The organism is Paenibacillus sp. cl6col, from assembly GCF_900102125.1.
In the GTDB taxonomy this organism is placed as follows: domain Bacteria; phylum Bacillota; class Bacilli; order Paenibacillales; family Paenibacillaceae; genus Paenibacillus_B; species Paenibacillus_B suaedae.
This window is the reverse complement of sequence record NZ_FNAZ01000015.1, coordinates 52982-72279: the sequence shown is the minus strand read 5'-3', so window position 1 is coordinate 72279 and position 19298 is coordinate 52982. Positions and strand designations below refer to the sequence as shown.

At 46.9% G+C, this 19298-nt stretch carries 29 protein-coding genes and 1 rRNA gene; 2 read left to right on the top strand and 28 right to left on the bottom strand.

Annotation, left to right across the window (positions count from 1 at the left end):
• From BLS15_RS26750 to BLS15_RS26740, 3 genes are all read right to left on the bottom strand, one after another.
• Positions 1-235, bottom strand: a 16S ribosomal RNA gene (locus BLS15_RS26750); the annotation flags it as partial.
• Between the two features lie 324 nt (positions 236-559).
• Positions 560-784 carry a hypothetical protein gene (locus BLS15_RS26745; protein WP_021256087.1) on the bottom strand — a complete coding sequence of 75 codons (225 nt, stop codon included), beginning with the start codon at positions 782-784 and terminating at the stop codon, positions 560-562.
• A gap of 206 nt (positions 785-990) precedes the next feature.
• Positions 991-1596 carry a stage II sporulation protein M gene (locus BLS15_RS26740; RefSeq protein ID WP_021256086.1) on the bottom strand — a complete coding sequence of 202 codons (606 nt, stop codon included), beginning with the start codon at positions 1594-1596 and terminating at the stop codon, positions 991-993.
• A 172-nt stretch (positions 1597-1768) separates the two neighbouring features.
• Here BLS15_RS26740 and pdaB point away from each other — a divergent pair, with 172 nt between their 5' ends.
• Positions 1769-2578, top strand: coding sequence for a polysaccharide deacetylase family sporulation protein PdaB (pdaB, locus tag BLS15_RS26735; protein WP_021256085.1), 810 nt, complete (start codon positions 1769-1771; stop codon positions 2576-2578).
• Positions 2579-2616: 38 nt separating this feature from the next.
• Here the strand turns inward: pdaB and BLS15_RS26730 are convergent, their stop codons facing one another.
• On the bottom strand, positions 2617-3219 hold the full coding sequence (locus BLS15_RS26730; protein WP_021256084.1) for a KinB-signaling pathway activation protein: 603 nt from the start codon (positions 3217-3219) through the stop codon (positions 2617-2619).
• Positions 3220-3349: 130 nt separating this feature from the next.
• Between BLS15_RS26730 and gerD the strand changes: the two genes are divergently transcribed.
• Positions 3350-4030: a spore germination lipoprotein GerD gene (gene gerD, locus BLS15_RS26725; RefSeq protein ID WP_021256083.1), complete on the top strand. Its 681-nt coding sequence runs from the start codon at positions 3350-3352 to the stop codon at positions 4028-4030.
• Positions 4031-4098: 68 nt separating this feature from the next.
• On the opposite strand, the gene BLS15_RS26720 is transcribed toward gerD, so the two are convergent.
• From BLS15_RS26720 to BLS15_RS26605, 24 genes are all read right to left on the bottom strand, one after another.
• Positions 4099-5250 (bottom strand): Mrp/NBP35 family ATP-binding protein, encoded by a 1152-nt coding sequence (locus BLS15_RS26720; RefSeq protein WP_090514550.1) that lies wholly within the window; start codon positions 5248-5250, stop codon positions 4099-4101.
• A gap of 70 nt (positions 5251-5320) precedes the next feature.
• Positions 5321-6127, bottom strand: a complete 807-nt coding sequence (gene cwlD / locus BLS15_RS26715; RefSeq protein WP_090514547.1) for an N-acetylmuramoyl-L-alanine amidase CwlD — start codon at positions 6125-6127, stop codon at positions 5321-5323.
• 75 nt (positions 6128-6202) lie between these two features.
• Entirely contained in the window at positions 6203-7378 is a 1176-nt protein-coding gene (gene sat / locus BLS15_RS26710) for a sulfate adenylyltransferase (RefSeq protein WP_090514545.1), read from the bottom strand.
• Positions 7379-7454: 76 nt separating this feature from the next.
• Positions 7455-8147, bottom strand: coding sequence for a phosphoadenylyl-sulfate reductase (locus BLS15_RS26705; protein WP_090514542.1), 693 nt, complete (start codon positions 8145-8147; stop codon positions 7455-7457).
• Positions 8148-8405: 258 nt separating this feature from the next.
• Positions 8406-8798 carry a 30S ribosomal protein S9 gene (gene rpsI, locus BLS15_RS26700; RefSeq protein WP_005544499.1) on the bottom strand — a complete coding sequence of 131 codons (393 nt, stop codon included), beginning with the start codon at positions 8796-8798 and terminating at the stop codon, positions 8406-8408.
• 22 nt (positions 8799-8820) lie between these two features.
• Positions 8821-9258: a 50S ribosomal protein L13 gene (gene rplM / locus BLS15_RS26695; protein ID WP_005544500.1), complete on the bottom strand. Its 438-nt coding sequence runs from the start codon at positions 9256-9258 to the stop codon at positions 8821-8823.
• A 181-nt stretch (positions 9259-9439) separates the two neighbouring features.
• A complete protein-coding gene (gene truA, locus BLS15_RS26690; RefSeq protein ID WP_028532516.1) occupies positions 9440-10240 on the bottom strand; it encodes a tRNA pseudouridine(38-40) synthase TruA in 801 nt (266 codons plus the stop codon).
• 272 nt (positions 10241-10512) lie between these two features.
• Positions 10513-10878, bottom strand: a complete 366-nt coding sequence (gene rplQ / locus BLS15_RS26685; RefSeq protein WP_021252438.1) for a 50S ribosomal protein L17 — start codon at positions 10876-10878, stop codon at positions 10513-10515.
• Between the two features lie 33 nt (positions 10879-10911).
• Positions 10912-11856 carry a DNA-directed RNA polymerase subunit alpha gene (locus BLS15_RS26680; protein WP_028532517.1) on the bottom strand — a complete coding sequence of 315 codons (945 nt, stop codon included), beginning with the start codon at positions 11854-11856 and terminating at the stop codon, positions 10912-10914.
• Positions 11857-11994: 138 nt separating this feature from the next.
• Positions 11995-12390 (bottom strand): 30S ribosomal protein S11, encoded by a 396-nt coding sequence (gene rpsK, locus BLS15_RS26675; protein ID WP_021252440.1) that lies wholly within the window; start codon positions 12388-12390, stop codon positions 11995-11997.
• A 19-nt stretch (positions 12391-12409) separates the two neighbouring features.
• Complete coding sequence (gene rpsM, locus BLS15_RS26670; protein ID WP_005544507.1) at positions 12410-12778, bottom strand: 30S ribosomal protein S13; 369 nt, start codon at positions 12776-12778, stop codon at positions 12410-12412.
• 20 nt (positions 12779-12798) lie between these two features.
• Positions 12799-12912, bottom strand: coding sequence for a 50S ribosomal protein L36 (gene rpmJ / locus BLS15_RS26665; RefSeq protein ID WP_003333770.1), 114 nt, complete (start codon positions 12910-12912; stop codon positions 12799-12801).
• Between the two features lie 101 nt (positions 12913-13013).
• Positions 13014-13229: a translation initiation factor IF-1 gene (infA, locus tag BLS15_RS26660; protein WP_005544522.1), complete on the bottom strand. Its 216-nt coding sequence runs from the start codon at positions 13227-13229 to the stop codon at positions 13014-13016.
• Positions 13230-13231: 2 nt separating this feature from the next.
• Complete coding sequence (locus BLS15_RS26655) at positions 13232-13543, bottom strand: KOW domain-containing RNA-binding protein (protein ID WP_021252441.1); 312 nt, start codon at positions 13541-13543, stop codon at positions 13232-13234.
• Between the two features lie 9 nt (positions 13544-13552).
• Positions 13553-14305: a type I methionyl aminopeptidase gene (map, locus tag BLS15_RS26650; RefSeq protein WP_021252442.1), complete on the bottom strand. Its 753-nt coding sequence runs from the start codon at positions 14303-14305 to the stop codon at positions 13553-13555.
• Between the two features lie 3 nt (positions 14306-14308).
• Complete coding sequence (locus BLS15_RS26645) at positions 14309-14953, bottom strand: adenylate kinase (RefSeq protein ID WP_028532518.1); 645 nt, start codon at positions 14951-14953, stop codon at positions 14309-14311.
• 142 nt (positions 14954-15095) lie between these two features.
• Entirely contained in the window at positions 15096-16394 is a 1299-nt protein-coding gene (gene secY, locus BLS15_RS26640; protein WP_021252444.1) for a preprotein translocase subunit SecY, read from the bottom strand.
• Entirely contained in the window at positions 16394-16834 is a 441-nt protein-coding gene (gene rplO, locus BLS15_RS26635; RefSeq protein ID WP_021252445.1) for a 50S ribosomal protein L15, read from the bottom strand. Before rplO ends, secY begins: the two co-directional genes overlap by 1 nt.
• A 94-nt stretch (positions 16835-16928) precedes the next feature.
• Entirely contained in the window at positions 16929-17114 is a 186-nt protein-coding gene (gene rpmD / locus BLS15_RS26630; protein WP_005544529.1) for a 50S ribosomal protein L30, read from the bottom strand.
• A gap of 13 nt (positions 17115-17127) precedes the next feature.
• Complete coding sequence (rpsE, locus tag BLS15_RS26625) at positions 17128-17625, bottom strand: 30S ribosomal protein S5 (RefSeq protein WP_021252446.1); 498 nt, start codon at positions 17623-17625, stop codon at positions 17128-17130.
• Between the two features lie 25 nt (positions 17626-17650).
• Positions 17651-18019, bottom strand: a complete 369-nt coding sequence (gene rplR, locus BLS15_RS26620; RefSeq protein WP_021252447.1) for a 50S ribosomal protein L18 — start codon at positions 18017-18019, stop codon at positions 17651-17653.
• A 64-nt stretch (positions 18020-18083) separates the two neighbouring features.
• Positions 18084-18626 carry a 50S ribosomal protein L6 gene (gene rplF, locus BLS15_RS26615; protein WP_021252448.1) on the bottom strand — a complete coding sequence of 181 codons (543 nt, stop codon included), beginning with the start codon at positions 18624-18626 and terminating at the stop codon, positions 18084-18086.
• Positions 18627-18657: 31 nt separating this feature from the next.
• Positions 18658-19056, bottom strand: coding sequence for a 30S ribosomal protein S8 (rpsH, locus tag BLS15_RS26610; RefSeq protein ID WP_005544534.1), 399 nt, complete (start codon positions 19054-19056; stop codon positions 18658-18660).
• A 32-nt stretch (positions 19057-19088) separates the two neighbouring features.
• Positions 19089-19274, bottom strand: a complete 186-nt coding sequence (locus tag BLS15_RS26605) for a type Z 30S ribosomal protein S14 (protein ID WP_005544535.1) — start codon at positions 19272-19274, stop codon at positions 19089-19091.
• Between the last annotated feature and the right edge of the window lie 24 nt (positions 19275-19298).

Here is a 19298-nt window from a genome sequence, read left to right as displayed (position 1 = left end):
ATAAGTGGCAGATTGCTCCGCCTTTCTCATCTCCCTCATGCGAGGAAAATGCCTATCTGGTATTAGCTCACGTTTCCGTGGGTTATCCCAGTCTTATGGGCAGGTTACCTACGTGTTACTCACCCGTCCGCCGCTAACCATCAGGAGTGCAAGCACTCCATCAAGTCCGCTCGACTTGCATGTATTAGGCACGCCGCCAGCGTTCGTCCTGAGCCAGGATCAAACTCTCCGTTAAAGTTAAGTTTGAACTGCTCATATCTTTTGACGAGGTATTGCTACCTCATTCACAAACGTTGCTCGTTGTTCAGTTTTCAAAGAACAATTTCAGTCAGTAACCATTTTCTTAGTTACTTTCTTTTTCTCACCGCTTTGTCAGCGGCGACTTTTATATCTTATCATTTCGTTCAGTTGTTGTCAACACTTTTTTTTAAATGTTTTTTTCAACCGTTCGTTATGATTGTTGTTCCCGCTCGCTTCATGTCGAAGTCGTTCAGAAGGGAACGAAAAATAATTTATCATATATTCGAAAACACGTCAACACTTTTTTAAAACTTTTTTATTACATAGTAACATTCCGATGATTTCTAGCATACTTGGACAGTTCTTTAGGTGATGCAATTCGCGCGTACATGCGAAATACGGTACGGTATCGCTTCGATATCGCATCCCGTATTTCTGCCTCTAATCGCTTATCGCTTAAATCAAATAGCATCTCATCCAATTCCTTGCGCAGCATATAGCTCAATTCTTTACATTCTCTCTCATTGAACAAAAATCCTAGCATAACTGTCCGCATCCTCCCTTGACGACAATACCCCTGTCTTCGAACATAACGCTTACTTCCCCACTGCTTAACACTCTATAGTGTCTGCTTATAGGGAAGTAACTCGCACCAGCTTCTGTTCAATTACAGAAAGAATGGTGCCGCTTTACTGTTATGCTCATTTTTGAGCTGTTTTATCACAGGGAGGCGCGGATTCGTTTATCTAGTTAACCATTCATCAACCAGAAAGTTACGGTACTCTCAATAATAGCGGCAACTAGCAGCATTGCGGTTACCCATACCGCCCCTGCTCCAGTCTGTTTTATCCAATCCATAATCGTTGGCCCCTCAGCACGCATACGTCTGCTGAAGATTCGCTGCAAAATTAAGATACCAAATCTCATTCCATAAGCACCGGCAATTAGAATTGCAGGAATTTCAAGTATTCCATGCGGAAGTATACCCTTAATAATCGTGCTTGCTAAATCAAGACCCTGCGATTCCATAATTCGCAGCAGCAATCCGATCACCATTCCATTAATAATAAGGAACCCCGCTGGTACGATCCCTAATACGATCCCAGCAAACATGATCATGACAGCCTTAATCGCATTGTTATAGAAAATAAATACGAAGAAAGATAATTCTTGATTATCAGATTGCATCAATTGATCCCGCATACCTTGAATCCCCTTGAGCTGTTCCATGATGAAGCCCTCAAACCCGCTCCACTGATTGCCAAGCACATACCCTACAGCAAACAGCACCACAGCGGCAATGAGATACCAACGCAACTGCTTCAGCGTATTCCACCACGATGAGAATCGAAGCATATTGTACACTCCTCCTTTCAGACTGACTTGAAGACATAATTCCATACACTCAGCATACAGTGTAGTAAACAAGCATGACAAGCTGCAGCTTGTCGACGGGCATTAGTATTAGGCAGCAATGTACCACCCTAATTCGCCCCATTCAAAACGTTACGAGAGGAGCAGCCTTGGTATGAATAATTACTTTTATGTATTTAGCGGCAAGAAAATAAAGCGTGTATTTGTACTTGCAATTGCAATGCTATTCGCCGCTGGCGTCGTTTACGTAGAGAGCGACAATATTACCGTATTTTCAGAAGGCAGCAGCCCTTCCGCTATCTACAGCGTCCCAACTGATAAAAAGATGCTCGCCCTCACGTTCGATATTAGCTGGGGGGATACACGAGTTGAGCCAATTTTGCAGATCTTGCAGGAGAAGGGTGTAAAAAAAGCAACGTTCTTCCTCTCCTCCCCTTGGAGCAAGACGCATAGTGATCTCGTGAAGAAAATTGAGGCCGCTGGCTACGAGATTGGAAGTCACGGCCACAAGCATGACAATTACAGCAGCATGAGCGATGAAGAGATACGTAAGCAGATTCAGGCGGCCCACAATATTCTATCTGAAGTTACAGGGAAAGCACCAAATCTGATTCGTATGCCGAACGGTGACTTTGACAAGCGCGTCCTGCAAATTGCCAACAGTCTGAATTACAAGGTCATACAATGGGATACCGACTCATTGGATTGGAAAAATCCCGGGGTTGAAACGATCGTGAACCGCGTCGTTAGTAAAGCACATCCTGGAGACATTATTCTCATGCACGCTAGTGATTCATGCAAGCAAACCCATCTCGCCTTGCCGACCATTCTGGATCAATTGTCCGCAAAGGGATATGAGTTCGTTACGGTCTCTGAGCTGATTCAACAAACGGAAATGAAGAGCAAAACGATTCAGGATCAAGCAACGATGATGGAACATTTGCAAAATGCAGTAGGCATGTGATGGATGTAAAGGTATACAAAAAAGCTGACGGATTTCCGTCAGCTTTTTGCTGTGCCCACCAATCGATGCAGCATCAAGATTTGATACGCATTACATATTGCGAGCGGTATGTATACGAACCAGGTAGCCATATTTCCAATGTTAAGTGCCGACAGCGTCTCCACTGTGGTGATTGCAATCATGAAGAATAAGGTAGGAATGAGAGCCGTCGCATTTGTCGCCTTTACTTTCCAATAAGAAACAGCTACAGCAAGCACTAGAACAACTAAACCCAGCACGATATCCTCGTAGCCCCCTCCACGCACTCCTTCTGGCCTGTTTCCCAGAAGCATGCGCAGGAACATTAGATCGAGTAGTGCAATCACGGTCAATAATACCTGAACATACGGCCATCCCTTCTTGAACAAGCCAATAGCAATATAGTTCAACGTCAGATATGCGAAGAATCCCATCTGCGAATAGACGCTGATCATACATCCGCTCAAGATTAACTGAAGCACATTAAGCAAAATATCCACTGGCCCTCTAAAATTGCCCATTTCCCCTTGAAATACCTGTAATGCGAGGCCAATGACGAGACTGATTGCCCCACCAATACACGTAGTCGTCCAAAATAAATAAGACCATTTTTTCAAATTCATGGTGCTCCACCTCCGCAATGTTCATTATTTTACCAATGTTCTCAGCAAAAAACTATCATTGTCAAACATAATTCATAATTTCCTCCACATACTACGCGTGAGGACATGGACAGAAGGGAGCGAAGCTGTTATGAAGGCACCACTGGGCAAACTTGCGATCGTCAGTTTCGTCGTAATCGTGCTGTTGACCTCTTGCGGCATGGAGCAGCCCACACAAAGCAGTAATCTCGATTATAAAGAAGTTAAAACGATGGTTGTCGATATTTTAAAGACAGAGGAAGCGCAGAAGGCGATCCAATCCGGTCCATCTGGCGGAGGCGGCATGCAAGCCCAATCATTAAATATGCAGCAGCAGGAGCAGATCCGGACGGCAGTTAAGGATACACTTGTATCACCCGATTATGAGAAAGTCCTCGATAAAGTAATGAAAGATCCGAAGTTTGCCGGGGAATTCGCTAAGGCGGTAAGCAAGGAAAATAAACAAATTCTTAAGACTTTAATGAAAGACCCAGAGTATCAGAAGGACTTTGGTGACATTGTTAAATCTCCAGACATGATGAAGTCATATTTGGATATGATGAAGACACCAGAGTATCGCAAACAGCTACAGACTGTAATGAAAGATGCTTTGAATAGCCCTATATTTAAGCTTGAAATCATGGACTTATTAGGGAAGGTCGTTAAAGAAGAATTGCAGCCGAAGGAAAAAGAAAAAGAAAAGGAAGGAAAGAAAAAAGGTGGGGAAAAGGAAAAGCAAGGCGGTGAGAGTGAAGGTGGATCGGAAGAAGAAGGTGGTAGTGGAGAAGGCTAGGAGCCCACTCTTTCCCCTCTATTTCTCACTTATGGAGAGGCACTCATGTTGAGGCCTCTCCGACATTGTTAGGCCTGCACAACTTGCATCTTCGCATCAACGGAAGCCGCCAACTCATCGAATTGCTTGCCAATTGACGAATCTGCCATATATACAGAAGGAGCATAATCCGGTTCTGCAGGATGATTGTCTGGAGCGCCGAGCGGAAGCTGCGCAAGCAGGTCAACATGAAGCTCATCTGCCAGCTTAGCACCGCCCCCTCGTCCAAATACATATTGCTTCTCTCCACAAGAACCGCATTCCAGATAGGACATATTTTCGACGATACCGATAATCTCATGCTTCGTATGAATGGCCATTGTGCCTGCTCGAGCCGCAACGAAGGCAGCTGTCGCATGTGGTGTCGTTACGATGATCTCTTGGCTATGCGGTATCATTTGGTGAATATCCAAGGCTACATCCCCCGTACCTGGAGGCAAGTCAAGAAGCATGTAATCAAGCTCCCCCCACTGCACTTCTTGGAAGAAATTCCGCAGCATCTTGCCAAGCATTGGACCGCGCCATACGACCGGACTATTGTCCTGTACGAAGAAACCCATGGACATCACCTTCACTCCGAAGCGCTCCTGTGGAATGATATAGTTGTCTACAACGACAGGGCGGTCTTCAATCCCCATCATGTCAGGTACACTGAATCCATATATGTCTGCATCTATTAGGCCAACACGTTTGCCGAGACGAGCGAGCGCAACCGCAAGGTTCACGGTCACTGTCGATTTGCCAACTCCACCTTTGCCGCTGGCAATTGCGATAAATTTCACTCCAGATGCCGGATCCAAGATAGGATGCTGTTCTAATCCAGCACCGTGTCCACGAGGAGCACTCCCTTCTTGGGAATCACGGCCATTACCCGCATGATCGGTTGTTGATTGCCCGCTCTGTACCGCTATTCCAGCTGCACTCAGCTCAGCTTCAGATGCGATGCGAGTACGAACATATACATTGTGCAGCTCAATTGCTGCTAGACGCTCCTTAATCTGTCCGACTAGCGCCTCTCTAGCGGCTGCATCTGCTGCTTGTGGCGCTACGATTGCCGTCAGCTTCACTTCATCTTCCTTAATCATCATATCGCGAATCCAATGAAGGCTTGTCATGTCTTGTCCCGACACTGGTTCCTGCAAGCCCTGCAGTGATTGCAGCACTTCTTCTTTCGTCGTCATGATGGCACCTCGTCTCCTATGAAGTTCAGATCGGTCACTATGTAACCGTTTCTATTATAGCATAAGGTCATCATTTTCCAGTTTTTTCTCCTGCAATATATCGCAGAATTCCCTTGTAGATCGATGCAGCTAGCTTCCGCTGATATTCTTCATTCGCCAGACTCCGTGACTCTTCTGGGTTCGATAAGAAGCCTGACTCCACCAATACAGCTGGGATCGAAATATGATCCATAAAATAGAGCTTACGATCTATAGGCTTGGCCTCCCGATCCGTATTAGCCAGATTCGTACGAATTTCCGCTTGAATCCACTTCGCAAGCTGTTCATTATCCGGATGGCGATTCGTATAGAAAGCCTGTGCTCCACTCCAGCGAGAAGAAGGTACGCTGTTCATATGCAAGCTAATGACAACATCCGCTTTCTTCTCCTCGATATAACCAACACGCTTCTTCAAGTCCTCTGCCTTCCTGCGGGAGTATCCCTTCGTATCCTTATCCGCCAAATCATAGTCCCCTTCCCGGGTCATGACCACAATAGCCCCAGCTTGCTGCAAGTAATCACGAAGAAGTAGTGCAATCGTTAGGTTAATGTCCTTCTCTAATAACCCCTCGCGACCAACAGCCCCTCCATCTACTCCACCATGCCCTGCGTCGATAGCAATCACTCTGCCCGATAGAGGAATGGACCAATAGGTCCATGTCTTCGATACCGGCATCTCCATCGTCATCACAACAACGACTAGAAGCAGCAAGCATAAACTTATTAACCAGCGACGGACATTTCGCAGTGGTATCCATAAGATTGACGTATGTCTTCGCTTCTGACGGTTTTGTTCCCAATTTACCTTTTTCACAAAAAAAGCCCACCTCCGCTCCATAAAGACTTCTAATCATCTATATGGGACGAGGTGGACAAATATACGTTAACGATCCACTGGTTCCTCTATATTCAATTACTTTTGGGCAGTTGTTGAGTGTGCCATGCCTTCGATCAGAATGCGTGCCACCTCAGGTCTTGAGAATTCAGGGGGTGGACATGTACCGTCACGCAATAGCGCACGCACCTTCGTTCCGGATAGGGTCAAATGATGGGTTGCATCATGAGGACAGGTCTTGCTGGAGGCCATACCTCCACATGTCTTACAGTAGAAGCTGTGCTCGAAGAATAACGGCTGAATCCCCAATTCTTCGGGTTCGAAGGAGCTGAAGATATGCTGGGCGTCATACGTGCCATAATAATCTCCCACACCTGCATGGTCTCGGCCAACAATGAAGTGGGTGCAGCCGTAATTTTTCCTCACAATGGCATGGAATACAGCTTCTCTTGGTCCTGCATAACGCATCGCAGCTGGGAATACCCCAAGAAACACGCGATTCTCTGGATAATAATTCGCCAGTAGCGCTTCATAGCTGCGCATGCGCACATCAGCTGGGACGTCATCAGACTTCGTTTCCCCTACAAGCGGATTTAGAAATAGAGCATCTACAATCTCCATCGCACTCTTCTGGATGTACTCATGAGCACGATGCACCGGATTTCGTGTTTGGAAACCAACAACAGTTCTCCAGCCTCTGTCCACAAACAATTGCCGCGTCTCCACGGGATCAAAATAATATTGAGAAAATTGATCTGGCTGCCTGCGCCCCAATACAGATACTTTGCCTCCCACATATGTAGAAGGACGCTTTAGCAGCTTCTCCACTCCTGGATGTGCTGTATCCATCGTTCTGTACACTTGTTCTGCTTCATGCAGTAAATCAGCGTGGTATATGCTCTCTATTTCAATAACCCCATACAGTTCCCCGTCTTCTTCCCCAACAAGCGCAGCTGGGCTTCCTATGCTGAGCTTCTTAGCTGCTTCATCCGAGACTGCCAGTGTAATAGGTAAGCTCCATACCGTTCCATTCGCCAATCTCATCTGATCTACAACACTTTTGTAGTCCTCTTCATTCATAAAGCCTTCAAGGGGAGAAAAAGCACCTACCCCTATCATTTCGATATCCGATAATGTACGTGCATCGAGCAATATGCGCGGTAGGGCTGCCGCCACATTACGCTTCAGCTCCTTCTCGTCTTCTGGAACCAATCGATTGATCAGTGTACCTCCGTGAGGCTCAATTGTTGACATCTTCTTAGCACCTCTCCTCTGCATGTGGCAATAGTACCATTCTTTATTAGCAAATCAAATGGTACCCACGCACTTATTACTTGTGAAGCCCACATTCTATTTTCGCTGATCCTGACCAACGTCCAGCCCTTGGATCTTCACCTGCTTGAACGGCGCGCGTACAATAGGAGCATCCTATACTGGGATATCCTTGGTCATGCAGGGGGTTATAAATGATATCGTTTGTATGGATATAGTTCCATACATCTTCTGATGTCCAAGCAGCTAATGGATTGAATTTGATGAGGCCGAATTTCGAGTCGTATTCTACTTTTCGTGTATTGGCTCGTGTTGGGGCTTGATCTCTTCGAATGCCGGTAATCCATGCATCATATTTGCTTAGAATGCCAGTGAGTGGTTCGACTTTACGAAGATTGCAGCATTGGTTGGGATTACTAAGCCACAATTCATCACCGTATGTCTCGGATTGCTCTTCAGGGGTAAGTTGCGGGGTGACGCGTACAAAGTTTAAACTGTAACGCTCCGTAATGCGATCTCTCGTCTCGTATGTTTCTTGAAAGTGAAAATCCGTATCCAGGTAAAAAATATCGGTCGAAGGACTGATCCGCTGCAGCATGTCTACAAGCACAACATCCTCCGCTCCAAAGCTACAAGCAAACGTAATATTCGGGAACGCCTTAACAGCCCAAGCGATTACCTCTTCCGGATTGGACTGCTCATATTGCTCCGCCTTCTCATGAACAAGAGCCTCTTTCTCCAATAAATTCATTTTCGCATCCTCCACATACTCACTTTTTATTCCTAGTATTTTGGTATGTTTTGTATAATTAATAATTATAGATCGTTTCTTTGCTTTGTCAATTCGAAATTTACAAAGGGTTAGACATATGATTACAGCCTATTCCAGGTAAATGTCATGCGTGCGGGAAATGTGAGGGACATGAAGATTCCAGAGAAGGTCTTAACATACAAAAAAGCCCTCCTTGGCCAAGGGCCAAGAAAGGGCTGTATGTTCGGTAATCCAATCTTAACGTTTGGAGAACTGAGGTGCGCGACGAGCTGCTTTAAGACCGTATTTCTTACGCTCTTTCATACGAGGGTCGCGAGTCAAGAATCCTGCTTTTTTCAAAGCTGGACGAAGCTCAGGGTCAGCCTTGAGCAATGCACGGGAAATGCCGTGACGGATTGCGCCTGCTTGACCGGAGATACCGCCGCCATGAGCCAATACCAACACGTCGTATTTACCGAGTGTCTCTGTAAGGTTCAATGGTTGCTTCACGATAAGCTTCAATGTTTCCAAACCAAAGTATTCATTAAGGTCACGTTTGTTGATCACGATGCGGCCTTCGCCTGGTACAAGGCGAACACGCGCTACGGAATGCTTACGACGACCTGTCCCATAGTATTGTACTTGTGCCATGAAACTGTCCTCCCTTTATTTATTATCCGCGAAGTTCGTAAACTTCAGGTTGTTGTGCTTGATGTGGATGCTCAGCGCCTGCATATGCTTTAACGCGAAGCTTCATTTTGTTACCCATGCGAGTCTTAGGCAACATCCCTTGAACAGCAAGTTCGATCATACGCTCTGGCTTGTTGTTCAACATTTCTTGTGCAGATGTCACTTTCAAACCGCCTGGATAGTGGGAGTGACGATAGTATTTCTTGTCAGTCAATTTCTTACCTGTCAACACGATTTTCTCAGCGTTGATGATAACAACGAAATCACCGCCGTCAACATGTGGCGTGAAAGTTGGTTTGTGTTTGCCGCGAATAAGTGCAGCTGCTTCGCTCGCCAAGCGGCCAAGTGTCTTGCCTTCAGCGTCGATAATGAACCATTTGCGCTCAACGTCAGCTGGCTTCGCCATGTAAGTGGTACGCATGAAATATCCTCCTTAATAACATTCGTTCCTGTCTAGCTTGTGTATATTCATTCAATCGTTGATTTTCATTCATGAACTGCAATCTGCAGTGTGATTTCTTTGGGGGGCTGTGGGAAAGCCTAAAGAAACACAAATGTTATTTTACAATAGATTAGGGCATATTGCAAGAAAATATTTCGATTCACTCGGATACGTTGTTTATGGACTCAAGTCGCTCCTCGCCACCGTATTCCACGCTCCACAGCATCAATCCATGCGGAACCGCCAATGGACCTGCCACTTGTCGATTCTTCGCTTCCAAGATGCGTGGGATGTCATGCGGTGCAAGCTTACCCTGGCCCACCCGTATCAGTGTGCCTGCAATAATGCGAACCATATTGTATAAGAAACCATTGCCTGTCACTACGATATGAATGCGACCGCGGCCTTCTTCCCCCGTTACGCTCGGTTCATATTCGATGTGGGCGTCATAGATCGTACGGACATTACTCACCTTCGTCGACTTCGGAGAAGTAAACGAAGTAAAGTCATGTTCCCCTATTATATGAGTAATGGCTTCTTGCATTGCACGGACATCCAGAGGCTTCGGGTAAAAGAACTCGGTTAACCTCCGGAATACATCCGGCTTCCGCTCTGCAATGATGGAGTAGCGGTATGTCTTCCGCTTCGACGAGTAACGAGAATGGAATGACAATGGCGCCTCCCACGTCTCACGGATGACAATGTCATCCGGCAAACGCGAATTGATCGCAATCGTCCACCGGTCAATCGGAATCGCCGATTCGGTCATGAAGTGAAATACTTGGCCGTAAGCATGCACCCCTGCATCTGTCCGACCCGAAGCATGAATGCTTATGGATTCATTCGTCAGCATCTTGATAGCTTGCTCAATACGACCCTGTACCGTGTCTTCATTCGGCTGTATCTGAAAACCGCTGTAAGCTGTTCCATCGTAACTTACCAGCATTCCTACGTTACGCATGAAGACTCCTTTCATTCACTGCTCTGTGAACAGGCAGTCGCCACTATCTCTATTCGCATAAAGACAGCCGCTGCATTGCGTATTCTCGCATTCATTCACCACATGAAATATATAGCACATAAATTCATAAGTGGAATCATTGCAAGAGTCAAGACAGGAAGCCAACAGAAGTTGGCTCCAATCCTAACACAGTTAAAAAGAAAAGCTCCTCATGGGAGCCTTCTTTTTACGACGTTGTTACACGACGTATTGAACGTATTCTGCAACCGCAATTACACGCGGTCAACCAGTTCCAAATAAACCATAGGCGCGGAGTCGCCACGGCGTGGTCCCAGTTTCATGATACGTGTGTAGCCACCTGGACGCTCTGCGTAACGTGGTGCAAGCTCCGAGAACAGCTTTTGGATTGCATCTTGTTCACCGTTCAACGTTTCGCGACGAACGAATGCTGCCACCTGACGGCGAGCATGCAAGTCACCGCGCTTCGCCAACGTGATCAACTTCTCAGCGATGGAACGAACTTCTTTCGCTTTCGCTTCAGTTGTTTGGATGCGCTCATATAAGAACAAGTCAGTAACCATGTCGCGGAACAAAGCTTTACGCGCGCTAGAGTCACGACCCAACTTTTGGTATGCCATTGCTATTTCCCCTCCTTCTATGCCAAGTCCCGTTTAGTCTTCCATGCGTAAGCCCAATCCGAGTTCTTCGAGCTTCTCTTGAACTTCTTCCAAAGATTTGCGGCCCAAGTTGCGAACCTTCATCATATCTTCTTCAGTTTTCGTAATCAGCTCTTGAACCGTATTGATGCCGGCACGTTTCAAGCAGTTATAGGAACGAACGGAGAGATCCAGCTCTTCGATAGTCATCTCAAGAACTTTCTCTTTCTTATCTTCCTCTTTTTCAACCATAATTTCCGCGTCTTTCGCTTCGTCAGTCAGTCCAACGAAGAGCATCAGATGCTCTGTAAGGATCTTCGCGCCGAGGCTAACCGCTTCTTCCGGTCGAATGCTTCCGTCACTCCATACTTCAAGCATCAGCTTGTCGTAGTTCGTTACTTGACCAACACGAGTGTTCTCTACTGTGTAGTTTACACGCGAGATTGGTGTGTAGATCGAATCAACTGGAATTACGCCGATAGGCTGATCTTCTCGTTTGTTGCGATCTGCTTGTACGTAACCACGTCCACGATTCGCATAGATGCGCATATGGAGTCTGGAACCTTGTGATAATGTCGCAATGCGGAGATCCGGGTTCAAAATTTCCACATCACTATCCGCTCGAATATCGCCAGCCGTTACTACCCCTTCGCCTTCCGCATCGATTTCGAGAATTTTCTCTTCATCAGAGTGGATTTTCAGCGACAAGGCCTTCAAGTTCAAGATAATCTCAGTTACGTCTTCATAGACTCCTGGGATTGTCGAGAACTCGTGCAAGACACCGTCGATTTGAACGGACGTCACTGCTGCACCGGGCAACGAGGAGAGGAGAATACGGCGCAGGGAGTTACCCAGCGTCGTACCGTATCCACGCTCTAACGGTTCTACGACAAATTTGCCGTATGTGCCTTCCTCATCGACTACCACGGTTTCAATCTTCGGCTTTTCGATCTCAATCACTATATAACCCTCCTTAAAACGTCGCTGGCGTTCATTAACGTCAAACACCTACGGTCGGTCGATTCATGCAGTATGCCTAAACAACCATTCTTCCCAACAGGCGCTAGCTTAATACTACACGCATCGGTGTTGCCGTCATTATACGCGACGACGTTTTGGTGGGCGGCAGCCGTTGTGCGGGATTGGCGTTACGTCTTTGATCATGCTAACTTCCAAACCTGCAGCTTGCAGAGAACGGATGGCAGCTTCACGACCTGCGCCTGGGCCTTTAACCATAACTTCTACCGTCTTCATGCCATGTTCCATAGCAGCTTTTGCTGCGGATTCAGCAGCCATTTGAGCCGCGAATGGCGTAGATTTACGGGAGCCTTTATAGCCCAAACCGCCGGAGCTAGCCCAAGAAATTGCGTTGCCGTGTGGATCCGTGATTGTCACGATCGTGTTGTTGAACGTGGAACGGATATGAGCCACACCAGTCTCAATATTTTTACGGTCACGACGTTTAGTACGTACGACTTTTTTTGGTTTTGCCATTGCTACTTATCCCCCCTTATTACTTCTTCTTGTTCGCTACAGTACGACGAGGGCCTTTACGTGTACGAGCATTTGTTTTCGTGCGTTGTCCACGAACAGGCAATCCACGGCGATGACGGATACCACGATAGCATCCGATTTCAACCAAACGCTTCAAGTTCAGAGAAATCTCACGACGAAGGTCACCTTCAACCTTAACCGTTTTGTCAATCAGCTCACGAATTTTGTTTACCTCATCTTCCGTCAAATCGCGAACGCGAGTATCAGGGTTAACGCCAGCCTCAGCAATTACCTTTTTAGAAGTTGTTTTACCAATACCAAAAATGTATGTCAAGGCGATCTCAACGCGTTTATCCCGTGGCAAGTCTACACCAGCTATACGAGCCATTTACGCTACACCCCCTTCTATTATCCTTGTTTTTGTTTGTGTTTCGGATTTTCACAGATTACCATAACGTTGCCTTTGCGACGAATGACTTTGCATTTCTCGCAAATGGGCTTAACAGAAGGTCTTACCTTCATGCTGAATACCTCCCAGTTTCTCAAGTAGCACGTCAAACCGTCTTCCTGACGCTTGAACGGCCTGCAAGTTCATGCAAGCGCGACTCGGAACGATCCGAGCACTACTTCCGATATGTGATGCGACCTTTACTCAAATCGTATGGCGACAGTTGAACGACCACTTTGTCCCCCGTCAGGATACGGATGAAATGCATCCGCAGCTTTCCGGAAACGTGGGCAAGAATTTGGTGACCATTCTCCAGCTCAACACGGAACGTTGCATTCGGCAACGGTTCAATTACAACACCTTCAACTTCAATTACATCTTCCTTGGCCAACGTCATTCTCCTTTCTCATCAGCATGTGCAGCGGCTTGTTGTTCAGCATACTTCGCTATAACATAACGAAGCTTGCTGTTCGTTACCCGTCCGCTTTCGTGTAAACTATGGACAACTTCATGGCTAATTGCAGGTTGCAATTCGAGATGAAGCAAGTTTTTACGCTTTGGTTGATCAAACTTTCGTTTGTCTCCGTCCGCTATCTTGACGTAGCGCGACTCCTCAATATCAATGATAACCGCATATTTGCTTTCATCACGACCCTGAAGAACCTTGACGAATTGGCCGAGACGCGGAGTGGAATATTCATTCATGCCTCTCACCTACTCAACCAGCTTCGTCAAAATTTCGCATCCGTCCGGCGTTACAGCCACCGTATGCTCGAAATGAGCACACCATGAACTGTCCACCGTCACGACCGTCCAGTTGTCAGTGAGCGTTTTGACGTGACGCCCACCGGCAATGACCATCGGCTCAATCGCGAGCGCCATGCCCGGTTTCAAGCGTGGTCCGCGGTCCGGAATGCCGTAGTTCGGAATTTGCGGCTCTTCATGAAGCTCCGCACCGATTCCGTGTCCGACATATTCCCGTACAACGGAAAAACCTGCATCCTCGATCACGCGTTGAATCGCGTGCGATATCGTGTACAACCGTACATCCGGTTTAACCAGCGCTAAGCCAGCATAAAGTGATTGCTCCGTTACGTCAAGCAGCTGCTGAGCTGCCTCCGTTATCTTCCCAACCCCATATGTCCAGGCAGAGTCACCGTGATATCCGCGGTATTCCGCACCGATGTCGATGCTGATGATGTCGCCTTCGTTTAACTTGCGCTTTCCGGGAATGCCGTGAACCAGTTCTTCGTTCACTGACGCGCAAATGCTGCCGGAAAAACCGTTGTAGCCCTTGAAAGAAGGTGTTGCTCCTTGGCTGCGAATAAACGATTCCGCGATCGAATCAAGCTCGAGAGTGGTAATCCCTGGCTCAATCGTTTTCGCTAAAAGACGATGCGTTTCCGCAACAATTCGCCCAGCTTCCCTCATGAAGCCTAACTCCACTTCGGACTTACAAATGATCATGGTTTAACCCCGCAGTAAAGATACGATTTCTGACGTGACCGTATCAATTTCCTTCTCCCCGTCAACCTGACGCAACAAGCCTTTGTCTTCATAGTATGCGAGCAAAGGTGCCGTTTTGTTGATGTACTCATCAAGACGTGTGCCGACTTTCTCTTCGGAATCATCCGAACGTTGGTACAGCTCGCCTTGACACTTATCACAAACGCCCTCTTGTTTAGGCGGGTTGTAGATGACATGGTACGTCGCGCCGCAAGACTTGCAAATGCGTCGTCCTGTAAGACGCGCCAGCAGTAAATCGCGGTCAACGCTCAGGTTGATGACATGATCAAGACTGCGATTCAGTTCTACCAAGATGCTATTCAACGCTTCAGCTTGCGCCAATGTGCGTGGGAAACCATCCAGAAGGAACCCTTTCTCGCAATCAGGTTGTGCAAGGCGCTCTCGCACGATGCCTACCGTCACGTCATCTGGAACGAGCAGACCCTGATCAATGTACTCTTTAGCCTTCAATCCGATAGGAGTGCCTTCTCCAATTGCTTTGCGAAATGCGTCTCCTGTCGAGATATGAGGAACGCCGAATTGCACTACGATGCGCTCGGCCTGTGTTCCTTTTCCTGCCCCAGGAGGCCCCATGAATAGAATGTTCATCGAATGTCACTCCCTTTATGGTAAGCACAGGCTTAACTTCGTCGGAAGTGGGGTGCTTCGATGCCATTCGTTAAGCCTCTGCTCTACAAGAACAGCACAATAGGTGCCAATGAGCCTAGATGGTCTCACCGGAACCTATTGCCTATTTATTAATGAAACCTTTGTAATGACGTTTGATCAACTGGCTTTCGATTTGCTTCATTGTGTCAAGCGCAACGCCGACAACGATCAGAATCGAAGTACCGCCAATTTGAACAGATTGCGGCAATCCAGCTAGTGCTCCGAAGAACACTGGCAAGATGGATACGCCAGCGAGGAAGATAGCACCTGCAAGTGTGATACGAGACATAACTCGAGTCAAGTACGTTGCTGTTGCTTTCCCCGGACGAATTCCTGGGATATATCCGCCATTCTTTTTCATTTGATCTGCCATTTGTTGTGGATTCAACTGTACGAACGTGTAGAAGAACGTAAACCCGATAATCAAAAGAACGTATAAGAACATGCCCAGCGGCTTGTTCAATCCCATATGTTCAATGATCCAACGAGCCCACGGCTTATCCGCCCAGAATTGAGCAATTGTAGCCGGGAACATCAAGAGCGAAGATGCAAAGATGACCGGAATAACGCCTGCACCATTTACTTTAAGCGGAATGTGTGTGTTCTGTCCACCATACATTTTGTTACCCACAACACGTTTAGCGTATTGTACCGGGATTTTGCGGTTCCCTTGCTGAATGTAGATAACACCGATCACAATCAGCACGATAACCAATACGATAACGATCATTTTGACGATGTTGAGGAACAATTGTCCGCTTGCATCGGCAAATTGACTACGATAAATTTCCCCAATATGAATCGGGATAGCTGCGACGATACCTGCGAAGATCAGAATCGAAATACCGTTGCCGATACCCTTTTCCGTGATTTGTTCACCGATCCACATCAAGAACGCCGTACCAGCAGTCAAGACAATCGCGATTAGGATATAATCCGCATATGTTGCACCTGGAACCAGCTGCGCACCGTACATGCGATTAAACCCAATCGCCGTACCGAAAGCTTGAATCAATCCCAATACTACTGTGCCGTAGCGCGTAATTTGGGAAAGCTTACGTTTGCCGACTTCTCCTTCTTTTGCCCATTGTGTAAATTTCGGAATAACGTCCATCGACAGAAGCTGTACGATGATCGAGGCCGTAATGTACGGCATAATTCCTAGAGCAAAAATTGAGAATTTAAACAGCGCACCACCAGAGAAAGTGTTCAGCATGCTGAACAAGTCCGTGTTTTGGTTTGCTGTAGCAAAGACCGACGTATCGACGCCGGGGACCGGTATAAAGGACCCGACGCGATAAACGATCAGAACCATGAGCGTAAACAAAATCTTACGTCTCAAGTCCTCGACTCGCCATATATTCGATACGGTCTTGAACATTAGATCACCTCGGATTTACCGCCGGCAGCCTCGATCTTCTCTACCGCAGATTGAGAGAACTTGTTAGCTTTGACCGTCAATTTGACGGACAAATCGCCATTGCCCAATACTTTGATTCCGCTCATTGGGTTGTTCACGATGCCTTGTTCCATCAACAATTCCGGAGTTACTTCCGTACCAGCCTCAAAACGGTTCAAATCCGTTACGTTAACTACCGCATACTCTTTACGAGTTGGATTTACAAAGCCGCGTTTTGGCAGACGACGGTAAAGTGGGTTTTGTCCACCTTCGAAGCCCGGACGAACACCACCGCCGGAACGGGAATTTTGACCCTTGTGACCACGGCCAGATGTTTTACCGTTTCCTGTCGCGATACCACGGCCTACACGGTTACGTGTTTGGCGGGAACCAGGTGCCGGAGAAAGTTCATTCAACTTCATCGTTCGTCGCACCTCCTTTAATATTTATGACTCTAATCTTTTGTATTGTACCATGTAATCTATAACTGATTACAGAAGTCGTATGGTTTTACCCTTACGCTTCGATCTCTTTGACTTCAACCAAGTGTTTAACTTGGTTTACCATTCCGCGGATCGCAACGTTGTCGTTATGAACAACCGTCTGATTCAACTTGCGCAAACCCAAAGTGTTCACCGTTTGGCGATGAGTTTCCGGGCGACCGATCAGACTGCGAACGAGGGTAATTTGCAATTTCGCCATCTTCGTCCCCTCCTTAACCTAACAGTTCTTCAACGGTTTTACCGCGCAATTTAGCTACTTGTTCAGCTGTCTTCAAACGAGACAAGCCTTCCAATGTAGCGTTAACCATGTTCATGGAGTTAGAGGAACCAAGCGATTTCGTCAAGATATCGCCTACACCAGCCAACTCAAGAACGGCACGAACAGGACCGCCTGCGATAACCCCAGTACCTTCGGATGCTGGCTTCAAAAGAACTTTACCAGCGCCGAACTGACCAATTACTTGGTGAGGGATTGTCGTGTTAACAAACGGAACATGAATCAGGTTTTTCTTAGCGTCTTCGATACCTTTGCGGATTGCGTCTGGTACTTCGGATGCTTTACCGATTCCAGCGCCAACCCAGCCCTTGCCATCGCCGACAACCACGAGAGCGCTAAAGCTAAAGCGACGTCCGCCTTTAACAACTTTAGCAACGCGGTTAATTTGAACAACTTTTTCAGAAAGTTCTAACGTGTTTGGATCAACTCGCAAGTCGTTTACCTCCTTCGATTAAAAATTAGAATTCAAGGCCAGCTTCACGTGCTGCGTCAGCCAAAGCTTGAATACGTCCATGGTACAAGTAACCGCCACGATCGAATACGATTGTCTCGTATCCTTGCTCTTTCGCACGTTTTGCGATCAATTCGCCAACTTTGCGAGCGGATTCTACGTTACCACCATTTTTGATATCTTCACGAAGCTCTTTGTCCATAGTCGAAGCGGAAGCGACTGTTACGCCTTTCACGTCATCGATAAGTTGAGCGTAAATATGTTTAGAAGAACGGAATACGTTCAAGCGAGGACGTTCCGTTGTACCTTCGATTTTTTTACGGACACGCAGGTGTCTTTTCAACCGAGCTTTGTTCTTATCGCCTTTGGTAATCATCGGATTGTTTCACTCCCTTCAGTTTAACCATTAAGCTGCTAAGGTAAGTGAGCTAGGCAAGATCTTACTTCTTCTTGCCTGCTTTACCTTCTTTACGAATGATGCGTTCGCCTTCGTACTTGATACCTTTACCTTTGTAAGGTTCTGGCTCACGTACTGCACGAATGTTCGCTGCATAAGCACCAACGCGCTCTTTATCAATGCCTTTAACGATGATTTTCGTTTGAGCAGGCACTTCGAATTCAATACCAGCTTCCGGTGTAATTTCAACCGGATGGGAGTAACCAACGTTCAAGACAAGCTTGTCGCCGGATTTGTTTGCACGGTAACCTACACCGACCAACTCAAGGGTTTTGGAGAAACCATCAGTTACTCCGCTAACCATGTTGTTGATTACGCTGCGTGTTGTACCGTGCAACGAACGATGAAGTTTATTTTCAGAAGGACGTTCTACGGAAATGACGTTCTCTTCTACAGACACTTTCATGTCTTTGTGAAGTTCACGAGTCAAAGTTCCTTTCGGTCCTTTTACTGTAATAACGTGGTTTTCCAAAGTGACAGTTACGCCACCTGGTACCTCAATTGGTTTGCGACCAATACGGGACATGTTGTTGCACCTCCAATCTTATGCGAATGGTTTACCAAACGTAGCAGATTACCTCGCCGCCGGATTTGGACTGGCGAGCTTCTTTGTCAGTCATGACGCCCTTGGACGTCGAGATGATTGCGATACCGAGACCGCCGAGTACGCGAGGAACCTCATTAGCCTTCGTGTACACGCGCAGTCCTGGTTTACTGATGCGCTTCAAGCCTGTGATAACACGCTCGTTGTTTGCACCGTACTTCAGGAACACGCGAATGATCCCTTGTTTGTTGTCATCGATATATTCAGCGTCACGGATAAAGCCTTCACGCTTCAAGATTTCTGCGATTTGCTTCTTCATAGTAGAAGCAGGCATTTCCACCGTTTCATGACGCACTGTATTAGCATTGCGAATGCGTGTAAGCATATCTGCAATCGGATCGGACATAACCATTAGTGTAAACCTCCTTCCCGCAACAGGGTTGATTACCAGCTTGCTTTTTTAACGCCAGGAATCTGGCCTTTATATGCCAATTCGCGGAAACAAATCCGGCAAATTTTGAACTTACGTAATACGGAATGCGGACGTCCGCAGCGCTCACAGCGCGTATATGCCCGTACTTCAAACTTCGGTTTGCGTTGTTGCTTGATTTTCATCGAAGTTTTTGCCACGTGAGTTGACACCTCCTAGAGATT